Below are 25,640 nucleotides of genomic sequence, written 5' to 3' on the forward strand. Positions count from 1 at the left end.
AATGCCCCCGTCGCCCAACGGATGCCGAACATGACCCAGATCGCCCGCAGCGCCGTGTTCATCGGCTTCGACAGCCTGTGCCGGCGCTACGACCTGAATCCGCACGAGCTGCTGCGCCGCTGCGATCTCGACCCTCTGGTGCTGCGCCGGCCGGATCTGTACGTGCCCTACGCCAGCTTCGCCCGCGCGCTCAACCTTGCCGCCGCCGAGGGACCGGCGCCCAGCTTCGGCCTGCAGTTGAGCGAGTATCACGACTACCTGGTGTTCGGCCCGTTCGGCCTGCTGCTGGCACAGGCCGAGAGTTTCGCCGAGGTGCTCAAGCTCACCCAGCAATACGTGCATTTGCATGCGCAGGGCATCGCCCTGCATCTGCACAGCGAAGGCGACCGACTGCGTGTCGAATACCGCCTGCAGCTGCACGATGCAGTGGACCTGCGCCAGCTGCGCGAGCTGGGCCTGGGGGTGATGCAACGAACCATGACCGGCCTGTTCGGCGCCGGCTGGCAACCTCGCGAGCTGCTGGTCGGCCACGCGGCGGTGGGCGAGCCTGCCGACTACGCGCGGGTATTTCCCTGCCCGGTGCGGTTCGAGCAGCGCAGCAGCGGCTTCGTCACCGACAGCGGCATCTTCGACCTGCGTCCGCTGGAGCAGCGGCATCAGCTCAAGTCGCATTTGATCGAGCAGTACCATCACAACCGGCACTTGCCGACCGACCTCGCCGAGCAAATCCGCTACGTGTTGCAGTCGATCCTCTCCACCGGCGAGGCGCGGCTGGACGTGGTCGCGCGCCTGCTCGGTCAGCATCCGCGCAGCCTGCAGATTGCCTTGCAGCGCGACGGGCACAGCTTTCGCGGGCTGCTCGACCAGGTGCGCTATGCCGAGGCGCGCCACCAGCTGCGGCTGTCCGCCCAGTCGATCACCGATCTCGCGCTGCACCTGGGCTACGCTGACGAAACGGCGTTTTCCCGCGCATTCAAGCGCTGGAGCGGGATGGCACCGCAGCTGTGGCGCAAGGGCAACTTCGACGTCAGCTGAACGCTCTCGAAGCGCCACGGCAGCTGTTAAGCTCGCCGTCACCCATTCGGAGGAACCACCCATGCTTCGCATCGCCACCTTTGCCGCCGGCCTGCTGCTGTCTGCCGGCGCCTTTGCCCTGTCGCTCTCGGACCTGACCCAGAGCGACGCCAGCGCCGGCCTCAAGGATGCCCTCAGCCAGGGCGCCAAGGTTGCGGTGCAGCAGCTCGGCCGCCCAGGCGGCTTCAGCAGCGACCCGGATGTGCGCATCGAATTGCCGGGCAACATCGGCAAGGCCTCACGCATGCTGAAGATGCTCGGCATGGGCGCGCAGGTCGAACAGCTGGAAAACAGCATGAACCTCGCCGCCGAGAAGGCCGTACCGGAAGCCCAGCAGTTGCTGCTGGATGCCGTGCGCAAGATGACCGTGCAGGATGCCAAGGCGATTCTCGCCGGCGGTGACGACTCGGCTACCCAATACCTGAACAAGTCCAGCCGCGAGCAGATCCGCGCCAAGTTCCTGCCCATCGTCAAGCAGGCCACCGATCAGGTCGGCCTCGCGCAGCAATACAACGCGGTGGCGGCGAAGGTGCCGACCGGCCTGTCCGGCGGTTACGCCAATATCGAAAGTTATGTGACCGAGCAGGCGCTGGACGGCCTGTTCACGGTGATCGCCGAGCAGGAAGCGAGCATCCGCAAGAATCCGGCCGCAGCGGCCACCAGCCTGGCGAAGAAGGTGTTCGGCGTTCTTTGATTCGTCCTACCGAGTCGCCAACCGCGTGGATGGCTTCGGCCATCCACCCTACCTTCATCACCCGCCGTAGGGTGGAAAACGCGCGCAGCGCTTTTCCACGCATCCCCTAGCGCTGCCTCAGCGCGGCCCCATGATCGTTTCCAGTACATCCGGCTGCGGTGCACCCTGGTGCTGTTGCAGCCGGCCGTTGGCGTCGAGGTAGAAGATCGCCGGCGTGGCCTGGGCGCCCAGCTCGCTCATCAGCATCAGGTTGTCGGTGAGCTGTTTTTCCAGCGCTGCGGGAATCTTCTCCAACGGCTTCAGCTTGCTCGCCTTGCCGGCCGCCTCGTGCTCGTTGAGCGCTGCCTGCGGATCCTTGGCGCTGAGCAGCGCGGCGGACTTGCCGGCGCTATCGGCGCGCAGCATGCCGACCATGATGTGCCGCAGCTGTACCTTGCCGGACTCGACCCAGGGCCGCGCCTGCTTCCAGAACATGTTGCAGTACGGGCAGTTCGGATCGCTGAACATGTAGATGATGCGCGGCGCATCGGCCTTGCCGTCGGCGATCCAGGTGCTGTTCTCCATGCGCGTCCACATCTCCTTGGCGAGCGGTTCGTAGACCAGCTTCTCCAGGTGCGCGCGGGTCAGGTCCTCGCCCTTGGCATCGAGCAGGCTGCCGATCAGCACGTGCTCGCCATCGGCGGTCAGATAGAGCGCCATGCCCTGGCCGTTGTAGCGTGCGGCATAGCCTTTCATGCCACCGGGCGCATCGAAGCTGCCGACGACCTCGGCGCCACGCGCCTCGACGGCCTTGATCGCCTCCGGCAGTTCCTCGGCCTGAGCCACGGACAGGGCCAGCAGGCTGGCGCCCGCCAGCAGGTAAGGTAACGGCTTGAATCGAATCACTGCACAGCATCCTCTTTCAGTTTTTCCAGCGCGCGCGCCAGGCTGGCGTGCGAGAGTTCGCCGAGATGGCTGCCGATCTGGCGGCCATCGGCGTTGTAGAACAGCGTGGTCGGCAGTGCCGTGGAGCCCACGTGCTGGCCGAGACGCCCGCCGCTGTCGAGCAGGACGTTGTCCAGCGTCAGCCCTGCGGTTTCCAAGAAGCGGCCGATCTCGCCTTCGCCTTCGCCCTGATTGACAAAGAGGAACAGCGTGTCGCTTTCGCGCGCCTGCGCCTCGGCGAGCACCGGCATCTCGCGCCGACACGGCGGACACCAGGTCGCCCAGAGATTGACCACCAGCGGCTGCCCGGCGTAATCCTCCAGCGCCACCGAGCGACCCTGGCTGTCGCGCAGGGCCATTTCCGGCAGGCGCGTGCCTTGCTCGAGGGAATGCCAGGCCAGATTACTGAAGCCCCAGCTGAGGACGCCCACCGTGAGCGCGATGCCCAGCGGCTTGCGCAGTTCGCGGTCGCGCCAGCTCCACCAGATGCCGAGCGCCAGCGCGGCGAACAGCCCCGGCCAGGCGATGAAGCCTCCGTCGCGGATATCGATGACGCTCAGCCAGTCATCCTGGTAGTACGCCCAGTACATCGCGACAAAGGCCAGGCGAGCCACGAACAGCGCCACCAGCAGCAGGCGAAACAGCTGCCGCTCCGGGTTGCGCTCACTGCGCCGGCCAACCCACCAGCCGGTCAGGGTCGCCAGCAGCAGGCTGCCCAGCAGCAATACATGGGGCACCGCCAGGGCCAGCGGCCCGATATTCACAGTCAGCATCAACCTTGCTCCCGGGTCTGGTTCCAGTTCTGCAGAAAGTCCCTGGCACCGACCTCGCCGGTGATGCGACGTTCACGGCGCTCCTCGCCATCCGGACCGATCCACAGCAGCGTCGGCGGGCCGAGCACCCGATAACGGTCCAGCAACTCGCGACTGGCGGCGTCGCTGCGGGTCACATCGGGGCGCAGCACGCGCACACCGTCCAGACTCGCCTGCACCTGGGCATTGCCGAAGACCTCCTTCTCCATGACCTTACAGGAGACGCACCAGTCGGCGTAGTAATCGATCAGCACCCACTGGCCCTGCGCCTTGGCTGCCGCCAGCTCACGATCCAGCACCGCCGGATCGCTGAAACCGAGCGCGTGGGATTCGACAGCCGCAGCCGTCGCCACGCCGCCGGCATAGATCGCCAGCGGCCGACGCGGATCATCCGCGCCGCCGGCCGCGCCGAGCAGCATCGCCGCGCCCCACAGCCCCAGCAGAACGCCGCTGGCCTGACAGAGCACGCGCTGGCGTTGCACTGCCTGCGCCACATGCAGCAAGGCGGTCGCGAGTACCACCAGCAGCGCGCCCCACAGGCCCAGCCACAGCCAGTCGGCCATCAACGGACGCGCGACGAACAGCGCTGCCGCGAGGAAGAGAAAGCCGAACACCACCTTCACGCGATTCATCCAGGCGCCCGGCTTGGGCAGAAAGCGCTGGCCAACCGTCACCAGCAACAGCAGCGGCGTGCCGATGCCCAGGCCCAGCGCGAACAGCACCAGGCCACCCTGCAGCGCACTGCCGCTTTGTGCGATGAACAGCAGCGCGGCGGCCAGTGGCGCGGTCATGCAGGGGCCGACCAGCAGGCCGGAGAGCAAGCCCAGCGCGCCAGCCCCGGCGAGGCTGCCCCCGCGCTGGCGATCACCGACACGCTGCAGGCGATCACGCAGCGCCACCGGCAATTGCAGCTCGAACAAACCGAACATTGGCAGCGCCAGCAGCACGAACAACACGGCGAAACTGGTCAGCAACCAGGGTTGCTGCAGCGCCGCCTGCAGGTTGGCGCCGAGCAGCGCCGCCAGCACGCCAAGCCCGGCGTATACCAGCGCCATGCTGACCACGTAAGTCACCGCCAGGGCAAAACCACGGCGCGAGGTGGCACCGCTGCCGACCACGATGCCCGCCAGAATCGGCAGCATCGGCAGCGAACAGGGGGTGAAGGCCAGCAGCAGACCGAGGCCGAAGAACACCAGCAGGCTCCAGGCCAGTGCCTGATTTTCGAGGCCGCTGGCCAGCGCCTGATCTTCGGCCTGCCCGGAGGCTGCCGAGGCGATGCCGTCACCGCTCAGCGATACCTCACGGGTCTGCGGTGGATAGCAGAGCCCGGCATCGGCGCAGCCCTGCCAGCCGAGGCGCACACTGTTCTCCGCGCCTGGCGGGATCAGCAGTTCGAGACTGTCGCGGTAGATCTGCGAATCGCCGAAAAACTCGTCGCTGTAGGGCTCGCCCTCGGGCAGCGGCGGCTGGCGCTCCGGCGGTAGGCCGTCGAACCGCAGACGCTGCTGATAGAGGTAATAGCCCGGTGCGATCCGCCAGTGCAGCAGCGTCGCGCCGTTCTCCTGCGGGCTGACCGTCAGCGCGAATGCCTCCTCCGCCGGCAGAAAATCACCCTGCGAGCCGCCGCCAAACAGCCCGCCGGCCGGCAGCGCCAATCCGGGCGCCAACAGAAACAGCAGAAGAACCAATGTGCGCATGAGAGTCCTGGCCGAGAAATGACTGCCGCGCAGCATGCCGGGGCGGGATTAACGCGCCATTAACGCCATGGCACGGGCTGCATAACGCTGCCTTAATCGCTAAGGTCCACCCTTGAGCTTTTTCTACGGACCCTCCCATGCACGTGCTGCTTGCCGAAGACGACGCGCTGATCGCCAGCGGTATCGTCGCCGGGCTCAACGCCCAGGGCCTGATCGTCGACCATGCCGCGACCGCGGCGGCTGCCGAAGCCCTGTTGCGCGCGGCGCACTTCGATGTGCTGATCCTCGACCTCGGCCTGCCCGACGAAGACGGCATCGCCCTGCTGCGCCGCCTGCGCCAGCAGGGCCTGGAGCTGCCGGTGCTGGTGCTCACCGCGCGCGATGCGGTCAGCGACCGGGTCACCGGCCTGCAGGCGGGTGCCGACGATTACCTGCTCAAGCCCTTCGACCTGCGCGAGCTGGCCGCGCGCTTGCACACGCTGATGCGGCGCATGTCCGGGCGCAGCGTCAACCTCATCGAGCATGGTCGGCTGAGCTACGACCCAAGCCGCTGCGAAGCACGCCTGGACGGCCGCCTCGTCGACCTGTCGCGCCGCGAACAGGCACTGCTGCAGGCACTGCTCAACAATCAGGGCCGGGTGCTCAGCAGCGAGCAGCTCAAGGACGCGGTCTACGGTTTTGCCGATGATGTCGAGAGCAATGCCCTCAACGTGCATATCCACCACCTGCGGCGCAAGCTCGGCAGCGGCATCGTCGAAACCGTGCGCGGCCTCGGCTACCGCCTCGGCCCGGCAGGCGACGAGGACGCGTCATGAGCCTGCGCCTGCGCCTGACCCTGATGCTCGGCTCCGCCTTCGTGCTGCTCTGGGCGCTGGCCGCGACCTGGATGCTGGTCGATCTGCGCAGCCAGATGATGCTCTCGCTCGACCAGCGTCTGGCGGCCTCGGCGCGCATGGTCGCCGGCCTGCTGGTGCAGTTGCCGCAGCCGGTGCCCGGCGACGGCCCGCCGCAGCGCCTGAGCGCCGAGCAACTGGGCATCCCCAACGGCCTGGCCTGCCAGGTCAGCTCGCTGCGTGGCGAGGTGCTGGCGCGCAGCCACAGTGCGCCCGACGAGCAGCTCGACGCCGAGCAGAACGGCTTTCGCGACCAACTGATCGACGGCGTGCCCTGGCGCAGCTTCACGCTGGTGCAAGGCGAGCTGCGCATCACCACGGCCGACCGCCTGGATGAACGTGCCGCGCTGAAGCGCTCGGTGTTGCTGGCGGCAGCGCTGCCCGTGGCGGTCGCCCTGCTCGGCAGCCTGGGTCTGCTCTGGCTCGGCCTGGGCCGTGGGCTGGCGCCCCTGCGCAGGATTCGCGAGGCCCTGACCCGACGCAGCGCCGACTCCCTCGAACCCTTGCCGGTCGAAGGCCTGCCGGCGGAGCTGCTGCCGCTGGCGCAGACGCAGAATCAGCTGTTCCAGCGCATCGCCCAGGCCATCGAACGCGAACGCCGGCTGACCGGCGACGCCGCCCACGAACTGCGCAGCCCACTGACGGCGATCAAGACCCACCTGCAGGTGGCACGCATGACCGAAGGCGCCGCTGCCGAACAGGCACTGGCCAACGCCGAGGCCGGCGCCGATCGGCTGCAGCGCACGCTGGAACAGCTGCTGTTGCTGGCCCGGGTGGAAGGCAGTCTGGATTTCGACGATGGTCTGCAGTGCACCGCCGCGGAGGTCGCGCGGCTGGCGATTCAGGACGCCAGTGGCGGCGATGGCGCGCCAATCCTGTTGCAGGTTCCGGCGGAATTGCCCGACACGCCGCTGGCCATGCCGCCGGTGCTGGCCATCGCCGCGCTGCGCAACCTGCTGGAGAATGCCCAGCGCCACACCGCGCCGGGCAGTGCCGTCACGCTGACCCTGCTGCCTGAAGCGGAGCGAGTACGCTTCGAAGTACGCGACCAGGGCCCGGGCATCGCTGCCGAACATCTCGAGCACCTGACCCGGCGCTTCTGGCGACACGCCGCCAGCAGTGGCAGCGGCCTGGGCCTGGCCATTGTCCAGGCGATCGCGCAACGCTGCGATTGCACCCTCGCCTTCGACAGCCAGGGCGACGGCCTGCGCGTGTCGCTGACGGTGCCGTTGCAGCGCTGAGCATGCGCTTAGCCGGGGAATTCCAGGCGGAAGGACGTCCAGCCCTGCGCGGAGGTGCAATGAATACGGCCCTGATGGGCCTGAACGATCGAACGGGTGATCGCCAGCCCCAGGCCGGCATTGCTCGGGCTGCCTTCGCGGCGCGCCGGGTCGACCCGGTAGAAGCGGTCGAACAGTCGCTCCAGATGCTCGGGCGCGATGGTCGCGCCGGGATTGCTCACCTCAAGCGTCACCTGATCAGCGCCGCGCTCGATGGCCACGCGAATGCGCTCGCCGTCGGGGGTGTAGCGCAGCGCATTGGACAGCAGGTTCGACAGCGCCCGACGCAGCATCGACAAGTCGCCCTGAATCGTACCGGCACCGGACAGCTCGAAGCGCACCCCGCGCTCGTCGGCCGAGAGCTGGTAATAGTCCAGCAGCTGCGCGCACAACGCCTCCAGCGCGACGGGCTTGGCGTCCGGCACGATCAGCCCGTTATCCGCCTTGGCCAGAAACAGCATGTCGTCGATCATCCGCGACATGCGCTGCAACTCCTCCAGATTCGAATGCAGGTTGTCCTGGTACTGATCCAGCGTGCGCGCGCGGGTCAGCGCCACCTCGGTGTGGGTCATCAGGTTGCTCAGCGGCGTGCGCAGCTCGTGGGCGATGTCGGCGGAGAAGTTCGACAACCGCACGAAGGCGTCTTCCAGCCTCGCCAGCATGGCGTTGAAGGCCTGCACCAGCTGCTGCAGCTCGGCCGGGGTCGACTCGTCGGGGATGCGCTCGCGCAGCGAGCGGGCCGACACCGAGGCCGCCACCTGGGTGACCTCGCGCAGCGGCTGCAGGCCGCGACGCACCAGTGCCCAGCCGAGCAGCCCGCTGAGCGCCGCGCAGAGCACCAGCGCCCCCCACAACCAGCCGCTGAAGGTATGGAAGAAGGCCTTGTGCACGGTGACATCCAGCAACACGAGCAAGGTCAGGCGCTGCGAGCCGACCCGCACATGCCCCGCCTCGCCGCGCCAGACGCGCCCGTCCAGCTGCAGCTCGCCGGCCCGCCGCCCGACCAGCTCCAGCAGCTGCGGCTCGGCCATCGCGCGCGGCGCTTCGGGATACAGCTGCGCACCCGTCTCGTCGAAGATGAAACCCCGCATCTCGCTGTGCCCGCCGAGCAGCGCCTGCAGCTGCGGACGCACCTGCGCGAACGCCTGCGCATCTTCCAACCCGCCGAGCAGGCGGCTAGCGGCCTCGAGCTTCTCGTGCAGGGTGTGGCGGTCCAGTTCGTCGAAGTGGTGCTGGCTGAGCTGACCGAAGAAGTAGCCAGCCGCCGCCAGCACGCCAGTGACGGCGAGCATGAACATCAGGCTCAGCCGCGCGGTCAGCGACAGCTGCGTCATGGGGCGTCCGGCTCGTCGAGCATGTAACCCATGCCGCGCGCAGTGTGGATCAGCCTCGGCTCGAAGCCGTCGTCGATCTTCGCCCGCAGACGGCGGATCGCCACCTCGATGACGTTGGTGTCGCTGTCGAAGTTCATGTCCCACACCTGCGAGGCGATCAGCGACTTGGGCAGCACCTCGCCGCGCCGGCGCAGCAAGAGCTCCAGCAGGGCGAATTCCTTGGCGGTCAGGTCGATACGCTGGCCGCCGCGCGTGGCGCGGCGCTTGAGCAGGTCGACCTCGAGATCGGCGACCCTGAGCTGGGTTTGCAGCGTCGCCGCATTGCCACGCCGCAGCAGCGTGCGCACCCGAGCCAACAGCTCGGAAAAGGCGAACGGCTTGACCAGGTAGTCGTCGGCGCCCAGCTCCAGGCCCTTCACGCGATCCTCGACGCGGTCGCGCGCGGTCAGAAACAACACCGGCACCTCGCTGCCCGAGGCGCGCACCAGGCGCAGCACGTCCCAGCCGTCCAGGCCGGGCATCATCACATCGAGGATCAGCAGGTCGTAGGGCGTGCTCAGCGCATGCTGCAGGGCATCGGTGCCGGTGGTGACGCGGTCGACGGTGAAGCCGGCCTCGCTCAGGCCCTGCTGCAGGTAGGTGCCGGTTTTCGGCTCGTCTTCGGCGACCAGCAGTTTCATGTCCTTTCCTCGGCTCGACGGTGGACGAAGTGTGGCAGCCGCAGCGGCCCGCACGCCATCAGCTGACAGAAACGTAATCTTTTCATCAGCTCCATGTAAGGCCGCGAGGTCTATCTTGAAGCCATCCATCCCGGAGGCCGGCCATGCAACGCAGCGGAACTCCCCAGCCGTTCTGGCGCAGCCCCGCCGGCATCGCCCTGCTGATGCTGGCGATGATCGGGCTGTTCTACCTGCTGCGCGAACACGTGACGCATGGCGCCCGGCTGCTGCCCTACCTGATCCTGCTGCTCTGCCCGCTACTGCACCTGTTCGGCCACAGACACGGAGGCCACGATGGCGACCGCTGACCAGTCCGGTAACCACGCCCACGTACACGCGCATCATCGCCCCTCCCAGCACTCGCACCCGCCCCACTCTGCCGAAACCGCGACCGAACAGGATCCGGTGTGCGGCATGCCGGTGGCCGGCGACAGCCCGCTGCATGCCAGCCATGGCGGGCGTGACTACCACTTCTGCAGCCAGCGCTGCCTGGACCGCTTCGTCGCAGAGCCGCAACGCTATGCCGGTGCCGAGCCCGCGGCGGCGGTCGCGGCCGACCCGACTGCCGAGTACACCTGCCCGATGCACCCGGAGATCCGCCAGATCGGCCCCGGCACCTGCCCCAAGTGCGGCATGGCGCTGGAGCCGGTGATCCCCGAGCTGGAGGAGCAGGAAAACCCCGAGCTGCGCGATTTCTCCCGGCGCTTCTGGTGGAGCCTGCCGCTGACGGTGATCGTCACCCTGCTGGCGATGGCCGGACATTCGCTGGCGCTGTTCCACGGCGCCACGCAGAACTGGGTGGAACTGCTGCTGGCGACGCCGGTGGTGCTCTGGGCTGGCTGGCCGTTTTTCGTGCGCGGGGTGCAGACGATCCGCCAGCGCAGCCCGAACATGTGGACGCTGATCGGCCTGGGTACCGCCGCGGCCTATGTCTACAGCGTGGCAGCGACACTGGCGCCACAGCTGTTCCCGGCGACTTTCCTGGAGGATGGGCGCATCGGCGTCTACTACGAGGCGGCGGCGGTGATCATCTCGCTGACCCTGCTCGGCCAGATGCTCGAGCTGCGCGCGCGCTCGCAGACCTCGGCGGCGATCAAGTCGCTGCTCGGCCTGGCGCCGAAGACCGCGCGGCGGATCAACGCCGACGGCAGCGAGGAGGACATCGCCCTGACCCACGTTCACCTCGGCGACCGCCTGCGCGTGCGCCCCGGCGAGAAGGTGCCGGTGGACGGTCGCGTGCTCGAGGGCGAAAGCGCGGTGGACGAGTCGATGCTCACCGGCGAGCCGCTTCCGGTGACCAAGCGCAGCGGCGACGCGTTGATCGGCGCCACGCTCAACACCCACGGCAGCCTGGTGATGGAAGCGCAGAAGGTCGGCTCGGCGACCATGCTCGCGCAGATCGTGCAGATGGTCGCCCAGGCCCAGCGCAGCCGCGCGCCGATGCAGCGCCTGGCCGACCTGATCGCCGGCTGGTTCGTGCTGGTAGTGATCGCCATCGCCGTGCTGACCTTCTTCGGCTGGGGCCTGTTCGGCCCGCAGCCGAGCTGGGTGTTCGGCCTGATCAACGCGGTCGCGGTACTGATCATCGCCTGCCCCTGCGCGCTGGGGCTGGCCACGCCGATGTCGGTGATGGTCGCCACCGGCAAGGCCGCCGGCAGCGGCGTGCTGTTCCGCGACGCCAGCGCCATCGAGAACCTGCGCAAGATCGACACGCTGATCGTCGACAAGACCGGCACCCTCACCGAGGGCCGCCCGGCCTTCCACAGCGTGGTCGCCGCGCCCGGCTTCGGCGAGGACGAGGTACTGCAACTGGCGGCCAGCCTCGATCAGGGCAGCGAGCACCCGCTGGCCCACGCCATCGTCGAGCGCGCCCGCGGGACCGGCGTGCAACTGAGCCCGGTCGAGCACTTCGAGTCGGCCTCGGGCATCGGCGTGCGCGGGCGCGTCGCCGGCCGGCGCCTGCTGCTCGGCAACACGGCGCTGCTCGATGAGGGCGGCGTCGACAGCGGCGCACTGCGTCAGCGCTCCGAAGCGCTGCGCGCCGAAGGCGTGAGCATCATGTACCTGGCGGTCGACGGCACGCTGGCCGGGCTGCTGGCGGTGGCCGATCCGATCAAGCCGACCTCGAAGCTGGCGGTCGAGCGGCTGCAGGCCGATGGCGTCCGGGTGGTCATGGCCACTGGCGACGGGCTGACCACCGCGCGCTCGGTGGCGCGCCAGCTGGGCATCGAGGAGGTGCACGGCGAGGTCAAACCACAGGACAAGGAGCGCCTGGCCGCCACCCTGCAGCAGGCCGGGCACCGCGTGGCGATGGCCGGCGACGGCATCAACGACGCGCCGGCGCTGGCGCGCGCCGACGTCGGCATCGCCATGGGCACCGGCACCGACGTGGCGATGAACAGCGCCCAGGTCACCCTGGTCAAGGGCGATCTGCTGGGCATCCTGCGCGCCCGCAGCCTGTCGGTGGCGACGGTGCGCAACATGCACCAGAACCTGACCTTCGCCTTCCTCTACAACAGCCTGGGCATACCTCTGGCCGCCGGCCTGTTCTACCCGCTGACCGGTCACCTGCTGTCGCCGATGATCGCCGCGCTGGCGATGAGCGTCAGTTCCGCCTCGGTGGTCTTCAACGCGCTGCGCCTGCGCAACGCCGCCATCGACGGTGACAGCGCTTGACCTTGCCACAATGTCAGGGATGAACATCCAACCACGTTCACGCAACCATCCTGGGAGACGCACATGAACAGCATCGAACTCAAGGTAACCGGCATGACCTGCGGCCATTGCGTCAAGCATGTCAGCGAAGCGCTGCAGGCCGTGTCCGGCGTCACCGCCGTCGAGGTCGACCTGGCCGCCGGGCTCGCCCGTGTCGCCGGCCAGGCCGACAGTCCGGCGCTGATCGCCGCGCTCGACGAAGCCGGCTATCCTGCCGCCATCAACACCGCCGCATCCACCCCCGCCGCGCAGACTGGCTGCGGCGGCAACGGTGGCTGCGGCTGTCGCTGAAACCCTGATCTGGAGACGTACATGAAGCCTTACCTCACCGCCCTCGCCGCCCTGCTGATCTCCGGCGCGGCACACGCCGCCGATGTGATCGATGTGCATCGCGACGCCAACTGCGGCTGCTGCAAGGACTGGATCAAGTATCTGGAAGCCAACGGCTTCGAGGTGCGCGACCATGTCGAGGCCAACATGTCGGCGGTCAAGCAGCGCGCGGGCGTGGCGCCGCGCCTGGGCTCGTGCCACACCGGGGTGATCGACGGCAAGTTCGTCGAAGGCCATGTGCCGGTCGCGGCGATCCGTGAGCTGCAGCAGCGCGACGATCTCGCCGGCGTCGCGGTACCGGGCATGCCGGCCGGCTCGCCGGGCATGGACTACGGCCAGCCGCATGAGCGCTACCAGGTGATTGGCCTGACCGAACAAGGCCGTGACGTGGTGATGGGCGATTATCTCGGCAGCCAGCCGGTACGCTGAGTCTCGCGGCAGCGCGTCACCGGGGAACCCCCATGGCCTGGATCGTCACCAAGTTCCTGCTGACCGCCGCCGTGGTGGTGCTGGTCTCGGAAGCCGCCAAGCGCAGCGACAAGCTGGGCGGCTTCCTGGCCGCGCTGCCATTGATCACCCTGCTCAGCCTGATCTGGCTGTACATCGAGCGGCAGCCGAGCGAGAAGATCGCCAACCACGCCTGGTACACCTTCTGGTACGTGCTGCCGACGCTGCCGATGTTTCTCGTATTCCCCCGCCTGCTGCCACGCCTGGGCTTCTGGCCGACGCTGCTGGCGTGCGCGGTGCTGACCGTCATCTGCTTCGGTGCGCTGGCACTCGTACTGCGACGCTTCGGCATCGAGCTGCTGTAACGCCTAGGGCGGGCCACATCAAGCTGACAGAACGGTAATCTTCGGCTCAGCTGCGAGTCAGCTGAGCGCCCTTATGATGACCAGACATGTTTGCCGCGCGCGTCCGCTGGAGCAGCGCGAACAGCCACTATCGAACAGGACCTGCATGCACTCGAATAGCTCTCGGCGCACCTTCGTCAAAAGCCTCGCCGCCGGTGGCGCTTTCGCCGGGCTCGGGCTATGGCGCCAGCCCGTCTGGGCGCTGACCAGCCCCGGCCAGCCGACGACACTCAGCGGCACCGAGTTCGATCTGACCATCGACGCCATGACGGTGGATTTCACCGGCAACCGCCGCACCGCCATGGCCATCAACGGCAGCATCCCCGGCCCGCTGCTGCGCTGGCGCGAAGGCGACAGCGTGACCCTGCGCGTGCGCAACCGCCTGCCCCACGACACCTCCATCCACTGGCACGGCATCCTGCTGCCGGCCAACATGGACGGCGTACCCGGTTTCAGCTTTGCCGGTATCGCGCCGGACGGTATGTACGAGTACCGCTTCAAGGTGAAGCAGAGCGGCACCTACTGGTACCACAGCCATTCCGCCTTCCAGGAGCAGCTCGGCGTCTATGGCCCGCTGGTGATCGATCCCATCGAGCCGGAGCCGTTCAGCTACGAGCGCGACTACGTGGTGTTCCTCTCCGACTGGACCGACGAGAGCCCGGCGCGGGTACTGGCCAAGCTGAAGAAGCAGGCCGACTACTACAACCTGGGACGCCGCACCCTTGGCGATTTCATCGAAGACGTGGCCGACAAGGGCTGGCGCGAGAGCTTCAGCGAGCGCTGGGCGTGGGCCAAGATGAACATGTCACCCACCGATCTCGCCGACATCAGCGGCGCCACCTACACCTACCTACTCAACGGCCAGGCGCCGGACGGCAACTGGACCGGACTGTTTCAGCCGGGCGAGCGCATTCGCCTGCGGCTCATCAACGGTTCGGCGATGACCTATTTCGACTTCCGCATCCCCGGCCTCAAGCTCACCGTGGTCGCCGCCGACGGCCAGTACGTCGAACCGGTGACCGTCGACGAAGTGCGCCTGGCGGTGGCCGAAACGCTCGACGTGATCGTCGAGCCGGACGGCAGCCAGGACGCCTACACGCTGTTCGCCCAGGCGATGGACCGCTCGGGCTTTTCTCGCGGCACCCTGGCGGTGCGCCAGGGCCTGCAGGCACCGGTGCCCGAGCCCGATCCGCGCCCCGAACTGAGCATGGACGACATGGGCCACGGCGATCACACCGCGCATGGCGCCGCCTCCACGGGCAGCGACATGGAACATGGCGGCATGGATCACGGCCAGATGAAACACGCCGACATGGGGCACGGTACGAACGCCGAAACCGCGATGCAGACGCACCCGGCCAGCGAGACGAACAACCCGCTGGTGGACATGCAAACCATGATGCCGGTGCCCAAGCTGGACGATCCGGGCATTGGCCTGCGCGACAACGGCCGCCGCGTGCTGACCTACGCCGACCTGCGCAGCAGCTTCGCCGATCCGGATGGCCGTCAGCCGAGCCGTACCCTCGAGCTGCACCTGACCGGCCACATGGAGCGTTTCTCTTGGTCATTCGACGGCATCCCTTTCGCCGATGCCGAGCCGATCCGTCTGCAGTACGGCGAGCGCGTGCGCATCGTGCTGGTCAACGACACCATGATGCACCACCCCATCCACCTGCATGGGCTATGGAGCGACCTGGAGGACGAGCACGGCAATTTCCTCGTACGCAAGCACACCATCGATATGCCGCCGGGCGCGAGACGCAGTTACCGTGTCACCGCCGACGCCCTCGGGCGCTGGGCCTACCACTGCCATATGCTGATGCACATGGACCTCGGGATGTTCCGCGAAGTCCGCGTAGAAGAGTGAAGGAGAAATCTATGAACACGCTCAAGCAAAACATCCTGATCGCCTGCGGCCTGGCTGCCGCCTTGCAGCTGACCACCGCGCAGGCACAGCAGAACCAGCACGACGGCCACCATCCCGAGATAACGCCGGCCACCTCGCAAGCCGACCCGGCCCAGCAGCAGCGAGGCGCTGCCAAGCAAGGCATGGATCAGGGCAACATGATGCAGATGCACGACGAGCACATGGGCAATGGCCAGATGATGGACCACGACAACATGGGCCAGAGCATGCAGCACCGTGACGTGAATCAGGGTCAGGGCCTGGAGCATCGCAACATGGAGAACAGCCAACGGGACAAGAACCCGTCCAAGGGGAACGCCAAGGACAAACCACGTGACCGCTGAGCGGCAACTGATCGGCATTGCCGGCGCTGCCGGGGCGAAGCTGGTTCTCGCCCTGGCCGCCGGCATGGTGGCGGCGACGGCACAGGCGCAGCAGGGCATGGATCATTCCGCGCATGACAGCCACGCCGGAGCGGCACAACACAGCCCGATGCAACATGACGGCATGGATCACGGCTCGATGGCGCATCCGCCCGTCTCCGCCCCGTCGCCGGCCGCATCAGTGCCGCCGCTCAGCGATGCGGATCGCGCCGCCGCCTTCCCAGACCTGCCGCCACACGCGATGCACCAGGGAGGGAGCCACTTCCTGTTCCTGGCCGATCAACTGGAATGGCAGGACGCCGATGAAGGCAGCGCGCTGGCCTGGGATATCTCCGGCTGGTATGGCGGTGACATCGACCGCCTGGCCTTCCGTTCCGAGGGCGAGCGCACCGACGGTCATACCGAAGAAGCCGAGCTGCAGCTGCTCTGGAGCCATGCCGTCGGCCCCTGGTGGGAAACCGTTGCCGGCGTGCGCCAGGACTTCAAGCCTGGCTCGCCGCAGACCTGGGCGGCCTTCGGCGTGCAGGGCATGCCGCTGTTCGGCCTGGAAACCGAAGTCACCGCCTTTCTCGGCGAAGGCGGCCAGAGCGCGCTGCGCCTGGAGGCCGAGTACGACATCCTGCTGACCCAGCGCTGGGTGCTGCAACCCACCGCCGAACTCAACCTGCACGGGCGCAACGACGAGGCCCGTGGTGTCGGTTCGGGGCTCAGCGATGCGGGCTTCGGAGTGCGCCTGCGCTACGAGATCAATCGCCAGTTCGCGCCCTACATCGGCGTTACCTGGAATCGCGCCTATGGCAACACCGCCGACCTGCTGCGTGACGAAGACGAGGATGTCAGCGACACCCGCCTGGTCGCCGGCATACGATTCTGGTTTTGAGCAAAGCCGCACGCATGAAAACAACAATCAAGACTTTGGCGCTGGCCGGCGCCGTGCTGGCCGTCGTCGGTGGCGGCGCCATCTACTCCGGTGTCTTCAACGTCGCCGCCGATGCGCCGCACTCGCAAGTGGTCGAGCGCCTGCTGGAAATCGCCCGTGAGCGCTCGATCGCCGTGCGCAGTCGGAGCATCGACGTGCCTGATCTAAACGATGCGGCGCTGATCCGTTCGGGTGCGGGCAACTACCGCGCCATGTGCATCGGCTGCCATCTGGCGCCGGGCATGAGCGACACGGAACTGAGCGCGAGCCTCTACCCCGCGCCACGCCAGCTTCACCAATTCGGCACCGGCGGCGATCCCGCGCGCGCCTTCTGGATCATCAAGCACGGCATCAAGGCCAGTGGCATGCCGGCCTGGGGCAAGAGCATGAGCGACCCGTACATCTGGGGTATGGTGGCGTTTCTCGAACGTCTGCCACAGCTCGACGTGGCGCAATACCGCGCGCTGGTCGCGCAGAGTGAAGGCCACCAGCATGGCGGCGGGGAAGCCGACATGCACGACCACAGCGGCCAGCATTCCAGCCACGACGCACCGACCGAAGGCACCCATCACCCTCCCGCCGATGCACCCGATACCACCGTCCAGCGCAACGTGCACCGGCACGCCGACGGCAGCCAGCACCTGCACTGAACACAGGGCACTCGGGAAACGCAGAGAAGACGAGCCAGCTCAGCCCGGCTCTTCGAAGCGAACCCGCTGCGCGCGGGTTCGAGGGGACGCACTGGCCACGTTGCCGGGCAACGTGGCCAGTTGCGGTTTCAGGAGCCGGCGGACGATGCCCTGGAGCGCTGGTAGGCGTCGTGCCAGGCCTGATAGCGCGGATCCTGCCAGATGCGCTGATGAAGGCGCGCCATGCCGTTGGGGTCGTTGAGCAGACGCCAGCGCGCCGCTTCGGCAGCACCATCGGGGCCGGCTTCGAGAATCTGCTGCATGCGCTGCTCGCGCAACTGCTCGGCCGCCGGCACCACCTTGGCGTGGCGCGCACGCGCCATTCCACAGACCAGCGCGTTGTACAGCGGGTCCACCGTCGCGGCGATGAAGCCGTCGTGCAGGGCGTTGTCGTGGTTCTCGCGGGCGTAGCGATCGGTCGCCGCCAGCTCCTGCGGCGGATTGAACTCCTCGGGAATCAGGAACAGCTTGCGCCGCAGCGCCGCCAGCCCCAACCCGGTACGGCTGGTAATCACCGACACCGGCGCCGAGAGGATCAGCGAGCCGACGATCGGCGCCAGCCACCACAGGAACGCCGGGTCGAGCCAGGCCACCAGTGCTGTCCAGAGCACGCCCAGCAGCATCTGCGGACCATGCCGCCGTAGGGCCTCGCTCCACGGGGTGGCGTTGTCGGCACGTTGCGGCGACTGCCACTGCACCGACCAGCCGAGGAACGCGGCGGTGACGAACACCGTGTGGAACAGCATGCGCACCGGCGCCGCCAGCATCGAGAACAGCGACTCCAGCAGCATCGACAGCAGCAGCCGCAGCCGCCCACCGTACTCGTTCGCGCCCTTGATCCAGATGAGCAGTACGCTCAACAGCTTGGGCAGGAACAGCAGCGTCAGCGTGGCCGAGAACAGCATGATGGCCTCTTCCGGATGCCACTGCGGCCACAGCGGATAGAGCTGGTTCGGCTGCAGGAAGTACTCCGGCACCATCAGGGTGTGAATCGCCAGCAGGCCGGTGGACAGCACCAGGAAGATGAACCACAGCGGCGCCGACAGGTAGGACATCACGCCGGTGAGGAACACGAAGCGGTGCACGGTGTGCATGCCCTTGACCAGGAACAGGCGGAAGTTCATCAGGTTGCCGTGGCACCAGCGACGGTCGCGCTTGAGTTCGTCGAGCAGGTTGGGCGGCAGTTCCTCGTAGCTACCCGGCAGGTCATAGGCGATCCACACACCCCAGCCGGCGCGGCGCATCAACGCGGCCTCGACGAAGTCGTGGGAGAGGATGGCACCGGCGAACGAGCCCTTGCCCGGCAACGGCGCCAGCGCGCAGTGCTCGATGAACGGCTTGACCCGGATGATCGCGTTATGCCCCCAGTAATGCGATTCGCCCAGCTGCCAGAAGTTGAGTCCGGCGGTGAACAGCGGGCCGTAGACGCGCGTGGCGAACTGCTGCATGCGCGCATAGAGGGTGTCCATGCCCGATGCGGTGGGCGCCGTCTGAATGATGCCGGCGGACGGATTGGCCTCCATCAGCCGCACCAGGCTGGTCAGGCAATCGCCGCTCATCACGCTGTCGGCATCGAGCACCACCATGTAGCGGTAGCTGCTGCCCCAGCGACGGCAGAAGTCGTCGATGTTGCCGCTCTTGCGCTTCACCCGGCGCCGGCGCCGGCGGTAGAAAATATGGCCGAAGCCGTCGACCTCGCGACACAGCTCCAGCCAGGCCTTCTGCTCGGCTACGCAGATATCGGGATCGTTGCTGTCGCTGAGCACGAAGATGTCGAAGTGCTCGATCTGCCCGGTGGCCAGCAGCGATTCGTAGGTCGCGCGCAGACCGGCGAATACTCGCGGCACGTCTTCGTTGGCGATGGGCATCACCAGCGCGGTGCGCGCTTCGCGTGGGATCGGTTCGTTGCCCAGCGTGCTGGCGGAAATGTTGTAGCGGTCGCGGCCCTTGAGCAGCTGGAAGAAGCCCATCAGTGCCGTCCAGAAGCCCACCGATACCCAGCAGAACAGCAAGGCGAACAGCAGCAGGATGCTCGTCTGCACCACGTAGGGCAGGATCTGCCGCGCCGATTCCTGCCACGGCTGCTGGAATACCTCCTGCAGATCGACCAATGCCCAGCCCTGATAGGGCAGCACGGACTTCATGTGCCAGGTGGCAATGACGGTCTGCACCAGCATCAGCGTCAGCAGCAACGTCCGGCGCAGGGCAACCACCTGGCGCCAGCGCGAGTCGCGCTCGACCGGCGGCGGCACCTCCACGGCGCGGTTTTTCTTGCGCAGCAGGCGCCACCAGCTCAGGCGCAGCACGTTGGTGTGCCACGGCTCGGGCACCATGCGGGTACGCACGATCGGCGGCGTCGAGCGGATGCAGACGCGCGCCTGGTGATCGCGCATCAGCGCACGCCCACGCTCGAAGGTATCGCCCCAGCCGAGCTTCAGCCGCGCCGCGACCGAGCCCAGCGCACCGGCCGAAGGCGGCACGCCGGGCGCGGTGTCCGGCGTCTGCTGAGCGAGGACGCGATGCAGGTCGTCGAGCGTGCCGCCCTCGCGCGCGACCTCATCGGCCAGCGCCTGGCGCTCGGCGTCGGCCAGCGGCAGTTGATCGAGATAGTGTCCGCCGAGGGACGCTGACGCCAGGTTATTCATGGATCGGAATCTGGTAGCTCCAGGTTTCGGAAAGCGTCTTCTCGCCTTCCACCAGTGCAGCGCGCAGCTCGACCGGACGCGCCGGATCGCGCACTTTCAGTCGCAGCGTCAGGCGCCAGCCCTTGCTCACCGGGTTGTAGCGCAGGCTGTTTTCCACCAGTTCGGCGTTGTCGTCGGTACTCACCCGGGTGCTCACCGGCGCATCGGCCGGCAGCGCTGCAAGGTTGGGGCCGACGAAATCGACGATCAGCGCGATGCTGCCGTCAGGCTGGCGGATCAGGTTCGACTGCTTGACGTCGCCAGTGGACAGGCGCGTCTGGCTGACCCAGGCGAGAGCCGGGTCGTGCAGCGCCGGTTCATCCATCGTGAAATGCAGGCGATAGGCAAAGTCCAGCGGCTTGCCGGGCTCCGGGCGCTGCTCGGGTACCCAGAAGGCGACGATGTTGTCGTTGGTCTCATCCGGCGTGGGGATTTCGATCAGCTCGACGTGCCCCTTGCCCCAATCGCCGGTCGGCTCGACCCAACCGCTGGGGCGCAGCTCGTAGCGGTCGTCCAGATCCTCGTAGCGGCCGAAATCGCGGGTGCGCTGCAACAGACCGAAACCACGCGGATTCTCCACGCTGTAGCTGCTGATGTTCAGGCGCTTGGGGTTGTTCAGCGGTCGCCAGATCCACTCGCCGTTGCCAGCATGAATCGCCAGGCCTTCGGAATCATGCAGCTGCGGACGGTAGTTGCGCTGCACGCTCGGCTGGTTGGCGCCGAACAGGTACATGCTGGTAAGCGCGCCGAGCCCGAGCTTTTCCACGGGCTCGCGCAGGTAAACCCGCGCCTGCACGTCGACGGTGCTGTCCTTGCCTGGCGTCACCACCATGCGATAGGCACCGGTGGCGCGCGGCGAATCCAGCAGTGCGTAGATCACCAGGTTGCGCCGGTCGGCCTGCGGCCGCTCGATCCAGAATTCACGGAAGCTCGGAAACTCCTCGCCGCTCGGCAAGGCGGTGTCGATGGCCAATCCCCGCGCCGAGAGGCCGTAGACCTGACCCTTGCCGATCACGCGAAAATAGCTGGCGCCGAGCAGGGTGATCAGCTCATCGGCCTTTTTTGGCTCGTTCAGCGGATAAAGCACCTTGAAGCCGGCGAAACCGAGGTTCTCCAGGGCGGCAGGTTCGATCTGTACCTGGCCGAAATCGAACATCTGCGGGTCGTAGCGGACTTCCTTGACGCCCTTGCTGGTGATCTCGTTGATCTTCACCGGGACGTTGAAATGCATGCCCTGGTGATAGAACTGCACCTCGAACGGGGTCTTCGCGTCGTGCCAGAGCGCCTTGTCGGGACGGAAACGCAGTTGCTGGTAGTCGGCGAACGCCATGCTGCGGAACACTTCCGGCAGGTTGCTTTGCGGCGCGGCGTAGTTGGCAGCCGCCAGCTCCTCGGCCTTCTTCGCCACGTCGTCAAGGCCGAATGCCCAGCCGTTGCCGGCAAACAGACTCATGGACAGGCCCAGCGCCATGCCCAGCAGGCGTCCGCTACGCGTGCCTGCCCTGAAACCAATGTTTCGTGACACATCCCCTCCTGATTTTCACGATGATGCCGGCCATCGATCGGCGCCGGTCTGTCTGTTGGTCTGCCGTCGGGTTAAATGATTCCCGCGCCGGGTCAATCGAGGCGGCGCATCATCCCACGCCGGACACAGGCCGGATAGATGGTCGCGCACCTTACCTGCGGCCAGCTGCCGCATCGGCAAGCCGGCGGCAGGCGGGCGTCACAGTCACTCAGCGCAAGATGAATGCGGCGCTGCGTACCTGCTGCGAATCGAGCCCGATCTGCACCTCGAATTCGCCAGGCTCGGCCACCTGCCGCAGCTGGGCATTGAAGAACCGCAGATCTTTCTCGCCGATGTCGAAGCGGACCTCACGCTCCTCGCTGGCCTTGAGCATGACCTTGCGAAACGCCTTGAGTTCTTTGACCGGGCGAATCACCGACGCCACCTGATCGCGGATGTACAGCTGGACCACCGCAGCACCGTCACGCGAACCGCTGTTCTTCACCTTCACGCTCGCCTGCAAGGTGCCCGGCAGGCGCAGCTCGGCACTCGACAGCGACACGTGCGACAGCTCGAAATCGGTATAGCTCAGGCCGTAGCCGAACGGGTACAGCGGGCCGGTGGGTTCCTCGAAGTACTGCGAGGTGTAGTTGCCCGGCTTGCCCTCGACATAGGGGCGCCCGACGCGCAGGTGATTGTAGTAGGTGGGAATCTGTCCCACCGAACGCGGAAAGGAGATCGGCAGCTTGCCGGAAGGGTTGTAGTCGCCGAACAGCACGTCGGCGATCGCATGACCGCCTTCGGTGCCGCTGAACCAGGTTTCCAGGATCGCATCAGCGTTGGCCTTGGCCCAGCCAAGCTCCAACGGCCGGCCGTTCATCAGCACCAGCACCAGCGGCTTGCCGGTTGCCTTGAGCGCGCGTAGCAGCGCCTGCTGGCTGGGTGGAATCTGCAGACTGGTGCGGCTCGAACTCTCGTGGGACATGCCGCGCGATTCACCGACGGCGGCAATCACCACATCGGCACGTTCGGCGGCAGCGACCGCTTCGGCGATCATCTGCGCGGCCGGGCGCGGGTCCTGCACCACTTCGGGCGTGTCCCAGTTGAGGAAGTTCAGGTATTCGACGAGGTGCGGATCGTCGGTAATGTTGGCGCCGCGGGCATGGAGCAGCGTCGCCTTGCCGGCCAGTGCCGCGGTCAGCCCCTGACGCAGCGTCACCGCCTGCGCGGCAACACCGGCGGCCGACCAGCTGCCGAGCATGTCGAGCGGCGAATCGGCCAGCGGGCCGACCAGTGCGATGGTGCCGCTTTTCTTCAGCGGCAGCGTCTGCGCGCGGTTCTCCAGCAGCACCAGCGATTCGCGCGCCACCGCACGCGCCTCCGCCCGGTGCAAACGGCTCTCGGCATTGACGTCCTGCGGATCGTCGGCGGCTGCACCGATGCGCCGCAGCGGATCGTGGAACAGGCCCATGTCGTACTTGGCGCCCAGCACCTCGCGCACCGCAGCGTCGATCTCGCCGATCTCGACTTCGCCATCACGTACCAGCCCGGGCAGTTCGTCGCGGTACAGCGAGTCGGCCATGCTCATGTCGATGCCCGCCTTGAGCGCAAGCCGCGCCGCCTCGCGCCCGTCCTGCGCGACGCCGTGGCGCAGCAGCTCGCTGATCGCGCCGTGGTCGCTGACGGTCACCCCGCGAAAGCCCCAGTCGCGGCGCAACAGGTCACGCAGCAGCCAGCTGTTGGCGCTCGCCGGCACGCCGTTGATGGCGTTCAGCGCGACCATCACGCCACCAGCGCCCGCCTCCACGGCCGCGCGGTACGGCGGGAGGAAGTCCTGGTGCATGCGCATCGGGCTCATATCGACCACGTTGTAGTCGCGCCCGCCCTCCACCGCGCCGTACAGCGCGAAATGCTTGACGCTTGCCATGATGCTGTTCGGCGCCGCGACGGATTCGCCCTGATAAGCCTTGACCATCGTGCGGGCGATTTCCGAAACCAGATACGGATCTTCGCCGAAGCCTTCGGAGGTGCGCCCCCAGCGCGGGTCGCGGGAAATGTCCACGGTTGGCGCGAAGGTCATGTCCAGGCCGTCGGCGCTGGCCTCGATGGCCGCCACGCGACCGCTGCGGGCGATGGTCGGCAGATTCCAGCTCGACGCCAGGCCGAGGCCGATCGGGAAGATCGTGCGGTGACCATGCACCACGTCGTAAGCGAAGAAGATCGGAATTCCCAGGCGGCTGCGCTGCGCGGCTTCCTGCATGGGGCGGTTGTCGTGGCGGGTGACGCTATTGAAGGTGCCGCCGATGTGGCCCGCCTGCAGTTCCTCGAGAATCTTCGGCTGCGGCATGTCTGCGCCGATGCTGATCAGCCGCAACTGGCCAATCTTCTCCTCGAGGGTCATGCGCTCGATCAGGCTGTCGATGAACGCCTGCTTGTCGTCCAGCGCAGGAGACTCGGCGGCGATGGCGGCGTGCATGAAAAATCCGGCGAGCAGACCGAACACGGGGAGTCTTTTCACCAACGGCAGTTGGGGTTTCATCGGGAATCTCGTTGCTGCGGGAAGGTACGGTCGCTACGACCGCTAAATGAGACCTCGGCGCCGCAGGATGCATGCGACCACACCGAGCGCTCGGCGCAGAAGTATGACGCGCCGGACCCCGGACAAACCAGAGGGGCGTCGCCAAACAGGAGAAGGGCCGAACGGCCAGGCGGCCGCCCGGCTTTCAACAGGGGGGAACGCCGCACCAGCGGACAGCCGGCACGGCGGGTGCAGCAACGCCGCGCAGGCGCGCGGCACGGGAACGGCGGCGCAGCCTCAGCCCTTGAGCTTCACCGTCAGCTTGGCGACGTGCTCGCCCTGGAAGCGCGCAATGTTCAGCTCCTTCTGCGAAGGCTGGCGAGAGCCGTCGCCGCCGGCGATGGTGGTGGCGCCATAGGGTGTGCCGCCATTGGTTTCGGAGATGTCGAACAGCTCGCTGGTGCCATAACCGATCGGCACGATGATCATTCCGTGGTGCGCCAGGGTGGTCCAGGTCGAGGTGATGGTCATCTCCTGGCCGCCGCCGGTGCCGGTCGAGCTGAACACGCTGGCCACCTTGCCATGCAACGCGCCCTTGGCCCACAGGCCGCCGGTCTGGTCGAGGAAATTGCGCATCTGCCCGGACATGTTGCCGAAGCGGGTCGGCGTACCGAAGATGATCGCGTCGTAGTCGGGCAGTTCGGCCGGGCTCGCCACGGGCGCGGCCTGATCGCTCTTGCCGCCGGCATTCTTGAATATCTCGGCCGGCATGGTTTCCGGCACGCGCTTGATGGTCACCTCGGCACCGGCGACGCGGCGCGCGCCCTCGGCCACGGCATTGGCCATCGTTTCGATATGGCCGTACATCGAGTGATACAGCACGAGAATCTTCGCCATCTTGCTATCTCCTGGGAGGGTTCGGGGTTTCTGAAAGTGCGGGTTGTCCATCGTTCCGGCAACCCGGTGAAACAGGTGCAACGTCAATCCGGCTCAGGTCACGTCAACCAACACGATCTCGCTGTCTTCCAACGCCGTGACGGTCAGTTGCGCTTCATCGCGCACCGCCACGCCGTCACCGGCCGCGGCCTGCACGCCGTTGATGTCGAGGCGCCCACTGGCGGGCACCAGATAGACCTTGCGGCCGTTCCCTATGGAATAGTCGGCGCTTTGCCCGGCCGCCAGCGTCGCCGCCACCAATCGTGCGTTGGCACGGATCGGCAGCACCTCGGCATCGTCCGGTATGCCGCTGGCCAGCGTGACGAACGCGCCGGCACGCTCGCCGCGGGGAAACGGCCGGGTGCCCCAGGACGGCGCCAGGCCGGAGCGCTCGGGGAAGATCCAGATCTGGAAGATGCGGGTTTCCTCGTCCTCGAGGTTGTACTCGCTATGGACGATGCCGGTGCCGGCGCTCATGACCTGCACATCGCCGGCAACCGTGCGGCCGCGATTGCCCAGGCTGTCCTCGTGGGTGATGGCGCCCTGGCGCACGTAGGTGATGATTTCCATGTCGCGGTGCGGATGCGCGGGGAAACCGGACTGCGGTGCGATCGTGTCGTCGTTCCAGACGCGCAGCCGGCCCCAGTGCATGCGTGCCGGGTCGTGATAGTCGGCGAAGGAAAAATGGTGACGGGCATTCAGCCAGCCGTGATGGGCATGGCCAAGGCTGTCATGGGGACGCAGTTCGATCATGGCAATCTCCTTTGAGGCTGTCCGG

Annotated in this window: 23 protein-coding genes; 13 read left to right on the forward strand and 10 right to left on the reverse strand. The window is 67.2% G+C overall.

Features of this window, described 5'->3' with window-relative positions; genetic code table 11:
* The first annotated feature begins 30 nt into the window (after positions 1 to 30).
* Together HU825_RS17075 and HU825_RS17080 are read left to right on the forward strand one after the other, a co-directional pair.
* The gene (locus HU825_RS17075) at positions 31 to 1,035 is read left to right on the forward strand and encodes an AraC family transcriptional regulator (protein ID WP_234302543.1); all 1,005 of its coding nucleotides are present in this window, start codon (positions 31 to 33) and stop codon (positions 1,033 to 1,035) included.
* 61 nt (positions 1,036 to 1,096) lie between these two features.
* A complete protein-coding gene (locus HU825_RS17080; protein WP_008570347.1) occupies positions 1,097 to 1,768 on the forward strand; it encodes a DUF4197 domain-containing protein in 672 nt (223 codons plus the stop codon).
* Positions 1,769 to 1,885: 117 nt separating this feature from the next.
* Here HU825_RS17080 and dsbG read toward each other — a convergent pair whose 3' ends face one another.
* The 3 genes from dsbG to dsbD are packed head-to-tail and all read right to left on the reverse strand — an operon-like array spanning position 1,886 to position 5,201.
* Positions 1,886 to 2,653 carry a thiol:disulfide interchange protein DsbG gene (gene dsbG, locus HU825_RS17085; RefSeq protein ID WP_234302544.1) on the reverse strand — a complete coding sequence of 256 codons (768 nt, stop codon included), beginning with the start codon at positions 2,651 to 2,653 and terminating at the stop codon, positions 1,886 to 1,888.
* On the reverse strand, positions 2,650 to 3,465 hold the full coding sequence (locus HU825_RS17090; protein WP_234302545.1) for a TlpA disulfide reductase family protein: 816 nt from the start codon (positions 3,463 to 3,465) through the stop codon (positions 2,650 to 2,652). The genes dsbG and HU825_RS17090 overlap by 4 nt, the downstream gene beginning before the upstream one ends.
* The gene (gene dsbD / locus HU825_RS17095) at positions 3,465 to 5,201 is read right to left on the reverse strand and encodes a protein-disulfide reductase DsbD (protein WP_234302546.1); all 1,737 of its coding nucleotides are present in this window, start codon (positions 5,199 to 5,201) and stop codon (positions 3,465 to 3,467) included. Before dsbD ends, HU825_RS17090 begins: the two co-directional genes overlap by 1 nt.
* A gap of 137 nt (positions 5,202 to 5,338) precedes the next feature.
* Between dsbD and HU825_RS17100 the strand changes: the two genes are divergently transcribed.
* Positions 5,339 to 6,016, forward strand: coding sequence for a response regulator (locus HU825_RS17100; protein WP_234302547.1), 678 nt, complete (start codon positions 5,339 to 5,341; stop codon positions 6,014 to 6,016).
* Positions 6,013 to 7,335 (forward strand): sensor histidine kinase, encoded by a 1,323-nt coding sequence (locus tag HU825_RS17105; RefSeq protein ID WP_234302548.1) that lies wholly within the window; start codon positions 6,013 to 6,015, stop codon positions 7,333 to 7,335. The genes HU825_RS17100 and HU825_RS17105 overlap by 4 nt, the downstream gene beginning before the upstream one ends.
* An 8-nt stretch (positions 7,336 to 7,343) precedes the next feature.
* Here the strand turns inward: HU825_RS17105 and HU825_RS17110 are convergent, their stop codons facing one another.
* Positions 7,344 to 8,708, reverse strand: a complete 1,365-nt coding sequence (locus HU825_RS17110) for a heavy metal sensor histidine kinase (protein WP_043297227.1) — start codon at positions 8,706 to 8,708, stop codon at positions 7,344 to 7,346.
* A complete protein-coding gene (locus HU825_RS17115; protein WP_043297228.1) occupies positions 8,705 to 9,388 on the reverse strand; it encodes a heavy metal response regulator transcription factor in 684 nt (227 codons plus the stop codon). The genes HU825_RS17110 and HU825_RS17115 overlap by 4 nt, the downstream gene beginning before the upstream one ends.
* A 143-nt stretch (positions 9,389 to 9,531) precedes the next feature.
* On the opposite strand from HU825_RS17115, the gene HU825_RS17120 reads away from it, so the two are divergent.
* The 9 genes from HU825_RS17120 to HU825_RS17160 all read left to right on the forward strand — a co-directional run bounded on the left by HU825_RS17120 (position 9,532) and on the right by HU825_RS17160 (position 17,181).
* The gene (locus tag HU825_RS17120; protein ID WP_138300148.1) at positions 9,532 to 9,735 is read left to right on the forward strand and encodes a DUF2933 domain-containing protein; all 204 of its coding nucleotides are present in this window, start codon (positions 9,532 to 9,534) and stop codon (positions 9,733 to 9,735) included.
* A gap of 106 nt (positions 9,736 to 9,841) precedes the next feature.
* The gene (locus tag HU825_RS17125; protein ID WP_234303417.1) at positions 9,842 to 12,103 is read left to right on the forward strand and encodes a heavy metal translocating P-type ATPase; all 2,262 of its coding nucleotides are present in this window, start codon (positions 9,842 to 9,844) and stop codon (positions 12,101 to 12,103) included.
* Positions 12,104 to 12,166: 63 nt separating this feature from the next.
* Positions 12,167 to 12,433, forward strand: a complete 267-nt coding sequence (locus HU825_RS17130; RefSeq protein WP_008570357.1) for a CopZ family metallochaperone — start codon at positions 12,167 to 12,169, stop codon at positions 12,431 to 12,433.
* A gap of 21 nt (positions 12,434 to 12,454) precedes the next feature.
* Positions 12,455 to 12,901, forward strand: a complete 447-nt coding sequence (locus tag HU825_RS17135) for a DUF411 domain-containing protein (protein ID WP_008570358.1) — start codon at positions 12,455 to 12,457, stop codon at positions 12,899 to 12,901.
* Between the two features lie 32 nt (positions 12,902 to 12,933).
* The gene (locus HU825_RS17140) at positions 12,934 to 13,284 is read left to right on the forward strand and encodes a DUF3147 family protein (RefSeq protein ID WP_077682962.1); all 351 of its coding nucleotides are present in this window, start codon (positions 12,934 to 12,936) and stop codon (positions 13,282 to 13,284) included.
* Between the two features lie 145 nt (positions 13,285 to 13,429).
* A complete protein-coding gene (locus HU825_RS17145; RefSeq protein WP_234302549.1) occupies positions 13,430 to 15,190 on the forward strand; it encodes a copper resistance system multicopper oxidase in 1,761 nt (586 codons plus the stop codon).
* An 11-nt stretch (positions 15,191 to 15,201) separates the two neighbouring features.
* Positions 15,202 to 15,573 carry a hypothetical protein gene (locus HU825_RS17150; protein WP_234302550.1) on the forward strand — a complete coding sequence of 124 codons (372 nt, stop codon included), beginning with the start codon at positions 15,202 to 15,204 and terminating at the stop codon, positions 15,571 to 15,573.
* 97 nt (positions 15,574 to 15,670) lie between these two features.
* Positions 15,671 to 16,492 carry a copper resistance protein B gene (locus HU825_RS17155; RefSeq protein WP_431978479.1) on the forward strand — a complete coding sequence of 274 codons (822 nt, stop codon included), beginning with the start codon at positions 15,671 to 15,673 and terminating at the stop codon, positions 16,490 to 16,492.
* A 14-nt stretch (positions 16,493 to 16,506) separates the two neighbouring features.
* Positions 16,507 to 17,181 carry a c-type cytochrome gene (locus tag HU825_RS17160; protein ID WP_102829651.1) on the forward strand — a complete coding sequence of 225 codons (675 nt, stop codon included), beginning with the start codon at positions 16,507 to 16,509 and terminating at the stop codon, positions 17,179 to 17,181.
* Positions 17,182 to 17,309: 128 nt separating this feature from the next.
* On the opposite strand, the gene mdoH is transcribed toward HU825_RS17160, so the two are convergent.
* From mdoH to HU825_RS17185, 5 genes are all read right to left on the reverse strand, one after another.
* Positions 17,310 to 19,865, reverse strand: a complete 2,556-nt coding sequence (mdoH, locus tag HU825_RS17165; protein ID WP_102829614.1) for a glucans biosynthesis glucosyltransferase MdoH — start codon at positions 19,863 to 19,865, stop codon at positions 17,310 to 17,312.
* The gene (locus HU825_RS17170) at positions 19,858 to 21,375 is read right to left on the reverse strand and encodes a glucan biosynthesis protein G (RefSeq protein ID WP_077682957.1); all 1,518 of its coding nucleotides are present in this window, start codon (positions 21,373 to 21,375) and stop codon (positions 19,858 to 19,860) included. The genes mdoH and HU825_RS17170 overlap by 8 nt, the downstream gene beginning before the upstream one ends.
* A 262-nt stretch (positions 21,376 to 21,637) precedes the next feature.
* A complete protein-coding gene (bglX, locus tag HU825_RS17175; protein ID WP_234303419.1) occupies positions 21,638 to 23,926 on the reverse strand; it encodes a beta-glucosidase BglX in 2,289 nt (762 codons plus the stop codon).
* A 297-nt stretch (positions 23,927 to 24,223) separates the two neighbouring features.
* A complete protein-coding gene (wrbA, locus tag HU825_RS17180) occupies positions 24,224 to 24,823 on the reverse strand; it encodes an NAD(P)H:quinone oxidoreductase (protein WP_156714966.1) in 600 nt (199 codons plus the stop codon).
* A 93-nt stretch (positions 24,824 to 24,916) separates the two neighbouring features.
* The gene (locus HU825_RS17185; protein ID WP_077682955.1) at positions 24,917 to 25,615 is read right to left on the reverse strand and encodes a pirin family protein; all 699 of its coding nucleotides are present in this window, start codon (positions 25,613 to 25,615) and stop codon (positions 24,917 to 24,919) included.
* Positions 25,616 to 25,640 lie beyond the last annotated feature (25 nt).

The sequence above is a fragment of the Pseudomonas phenolilytica genome (assembly GCF_021432765.1).
Classification (GTDB): domain Bacteria; phylum Pseudomonadota; class Gammaproteobacteria; order Pseudomonadales; family Pseudomonadaceae; genus Stutzerimonas; species Stutzerimonas phenolilytica.

Coding starts and splice junctions, on each gene's coding strand:
- HU825_RS17075 (WP_234302543.1), top strand. CDS start 31: ATGACCCAGATCGCCCGCAGCGCCGTGTTCATCGGCTTCGACAGCCTG.
- HU825_RS17080 (WP_008570347.1), top strand. CDS start 1,097: ATGCTTCGCATCGCCACCTTTGCCGCCGGCCTGCTGCTGTCTGCCGGC.
- HU825_RS17090 (WP_234302545.1), bottom strand. CDS start 3,465: ATGCTGACTGTGAATATCGGGCCGCTGGCCCTGGCGGTGCCCCATGTA.
- dsbD (WP_234302546.1), bottom strand. CDS start 5,201: ATGCGCACATTGGTTCTTCTGCTGTTTCTGTTGGCGCCCGGATTGGCG.
- HU825_RS17100 (WP_234302547.1), top strand. CDS start 5,339: ATGCACGTGCTGCTTGCCGAAGACGACGCGCTGATCGCCAGCGGTATC.
- HU825_RS17105 (WP_234302548.1), top strand. CDS start 6,013: ATGAGCCTGCGCCTGCGCCTGACCCTGATGCTCGGCTCCGCCTTCGTG.
- HU825_RS17110 (WP_043297227.1), bottom strand. CDS start 8,708: ATGACGCAGCTGTCGCTGACCGCGCGGCTGAGCCTGATGTTCATGCTC.
- HU825_RS17115 (WP_043297228.1), bottom strand. CDS start 9,388: ATGAAACTGCTGGTCGCCGAAGACGAGCCGAAAACCGGCACCTACCTG.
- HU825_RS17120 (WP_138300148.1), top strand. CDS start 9,532: ATGCAACGCAGCGGAACTCCCCAGCCGTTCTGGCGCAGCCCCGCCGGC.
- HU825_RS17125 (WP_234303417.1), top strand. CDS start 9,842: ATGCCGGTGGCCGGCGACAGCCCGCTGCATGCCAGCCATGGCGGGCGT.
- HU825_RS17130 (WP_008570357.1), top strand. CDS start 12,167: ATGAACAGCATCGAACTCAAGGTAACCGGCATGACCTGCGGCCATTGC.
- HU825_RS17135 (WP_008570358.1), top strand. CDS start 12,455: ATGAAGCCTTACCTCACCGCCCTCGCCGCCCTGCTGATCTCCGGCGCG.
- HU825_RS17140 (WP_077682962.1), top strand. CDS start 12,934: ATGGCCTGGATCGTCACCAAGTTCCTGCTGACCGCCGCCGTGGTGGTG.
- HU825_RS17145 (WP_234302549.1), top strand. CDS start 13,430: ATGCACTCGAATAGCTCTCGGCGCACCTTCGTCAAAAGCCTCGCCGCC.
- HU825_RS17150 (WP_234302550.1), top strand. CDS start 15,202: ATGAACACGCTCAAGCAAAACATCCTGATCGCCTGCGGCCTGGCTGCC.
- HU825_RS17155 (WP_431978479.1), top strand. CDS start 15,671: ATGGATCATTCCGCGCATGACAGCCACGCCGGAGCGGCACAACACAGC.
- HU825_RS17160 (WP_102829651.1), top strand. CDS start 16,507: ATGAAAACAACAATCAAGACTTTGGCGCTGGCCGGCGCCGTGCTGGCC.
- mdoH (WP_102829614.1), bottom strand. CDS start 19,865: ATGAATAACCTGGCGTCAGCGTCCCTCGGCGGACACTATCTCGATCAA.
- HU825_RS17170 (WP_077682957.1), bottom strand. CDS start 21,375: ATGGCGCTGGGCCTGTCCATGAGTCTGTTTGCCGGCAACGGCTGGGCA.
- wrbA (WP_156714966.1), bottom strand. CDS start 24,823: ATGGCGAAGATTCTCGTGCTGTATCACTCGATGTACGGCCATATCGAA.
- HU825_RS17185 (WP_077682955.1), bottom strand. CDS start 25,615: ATGATCGAACTGCGTCCCCATGACAGCCTTGGCCATGCCCATCACGGC.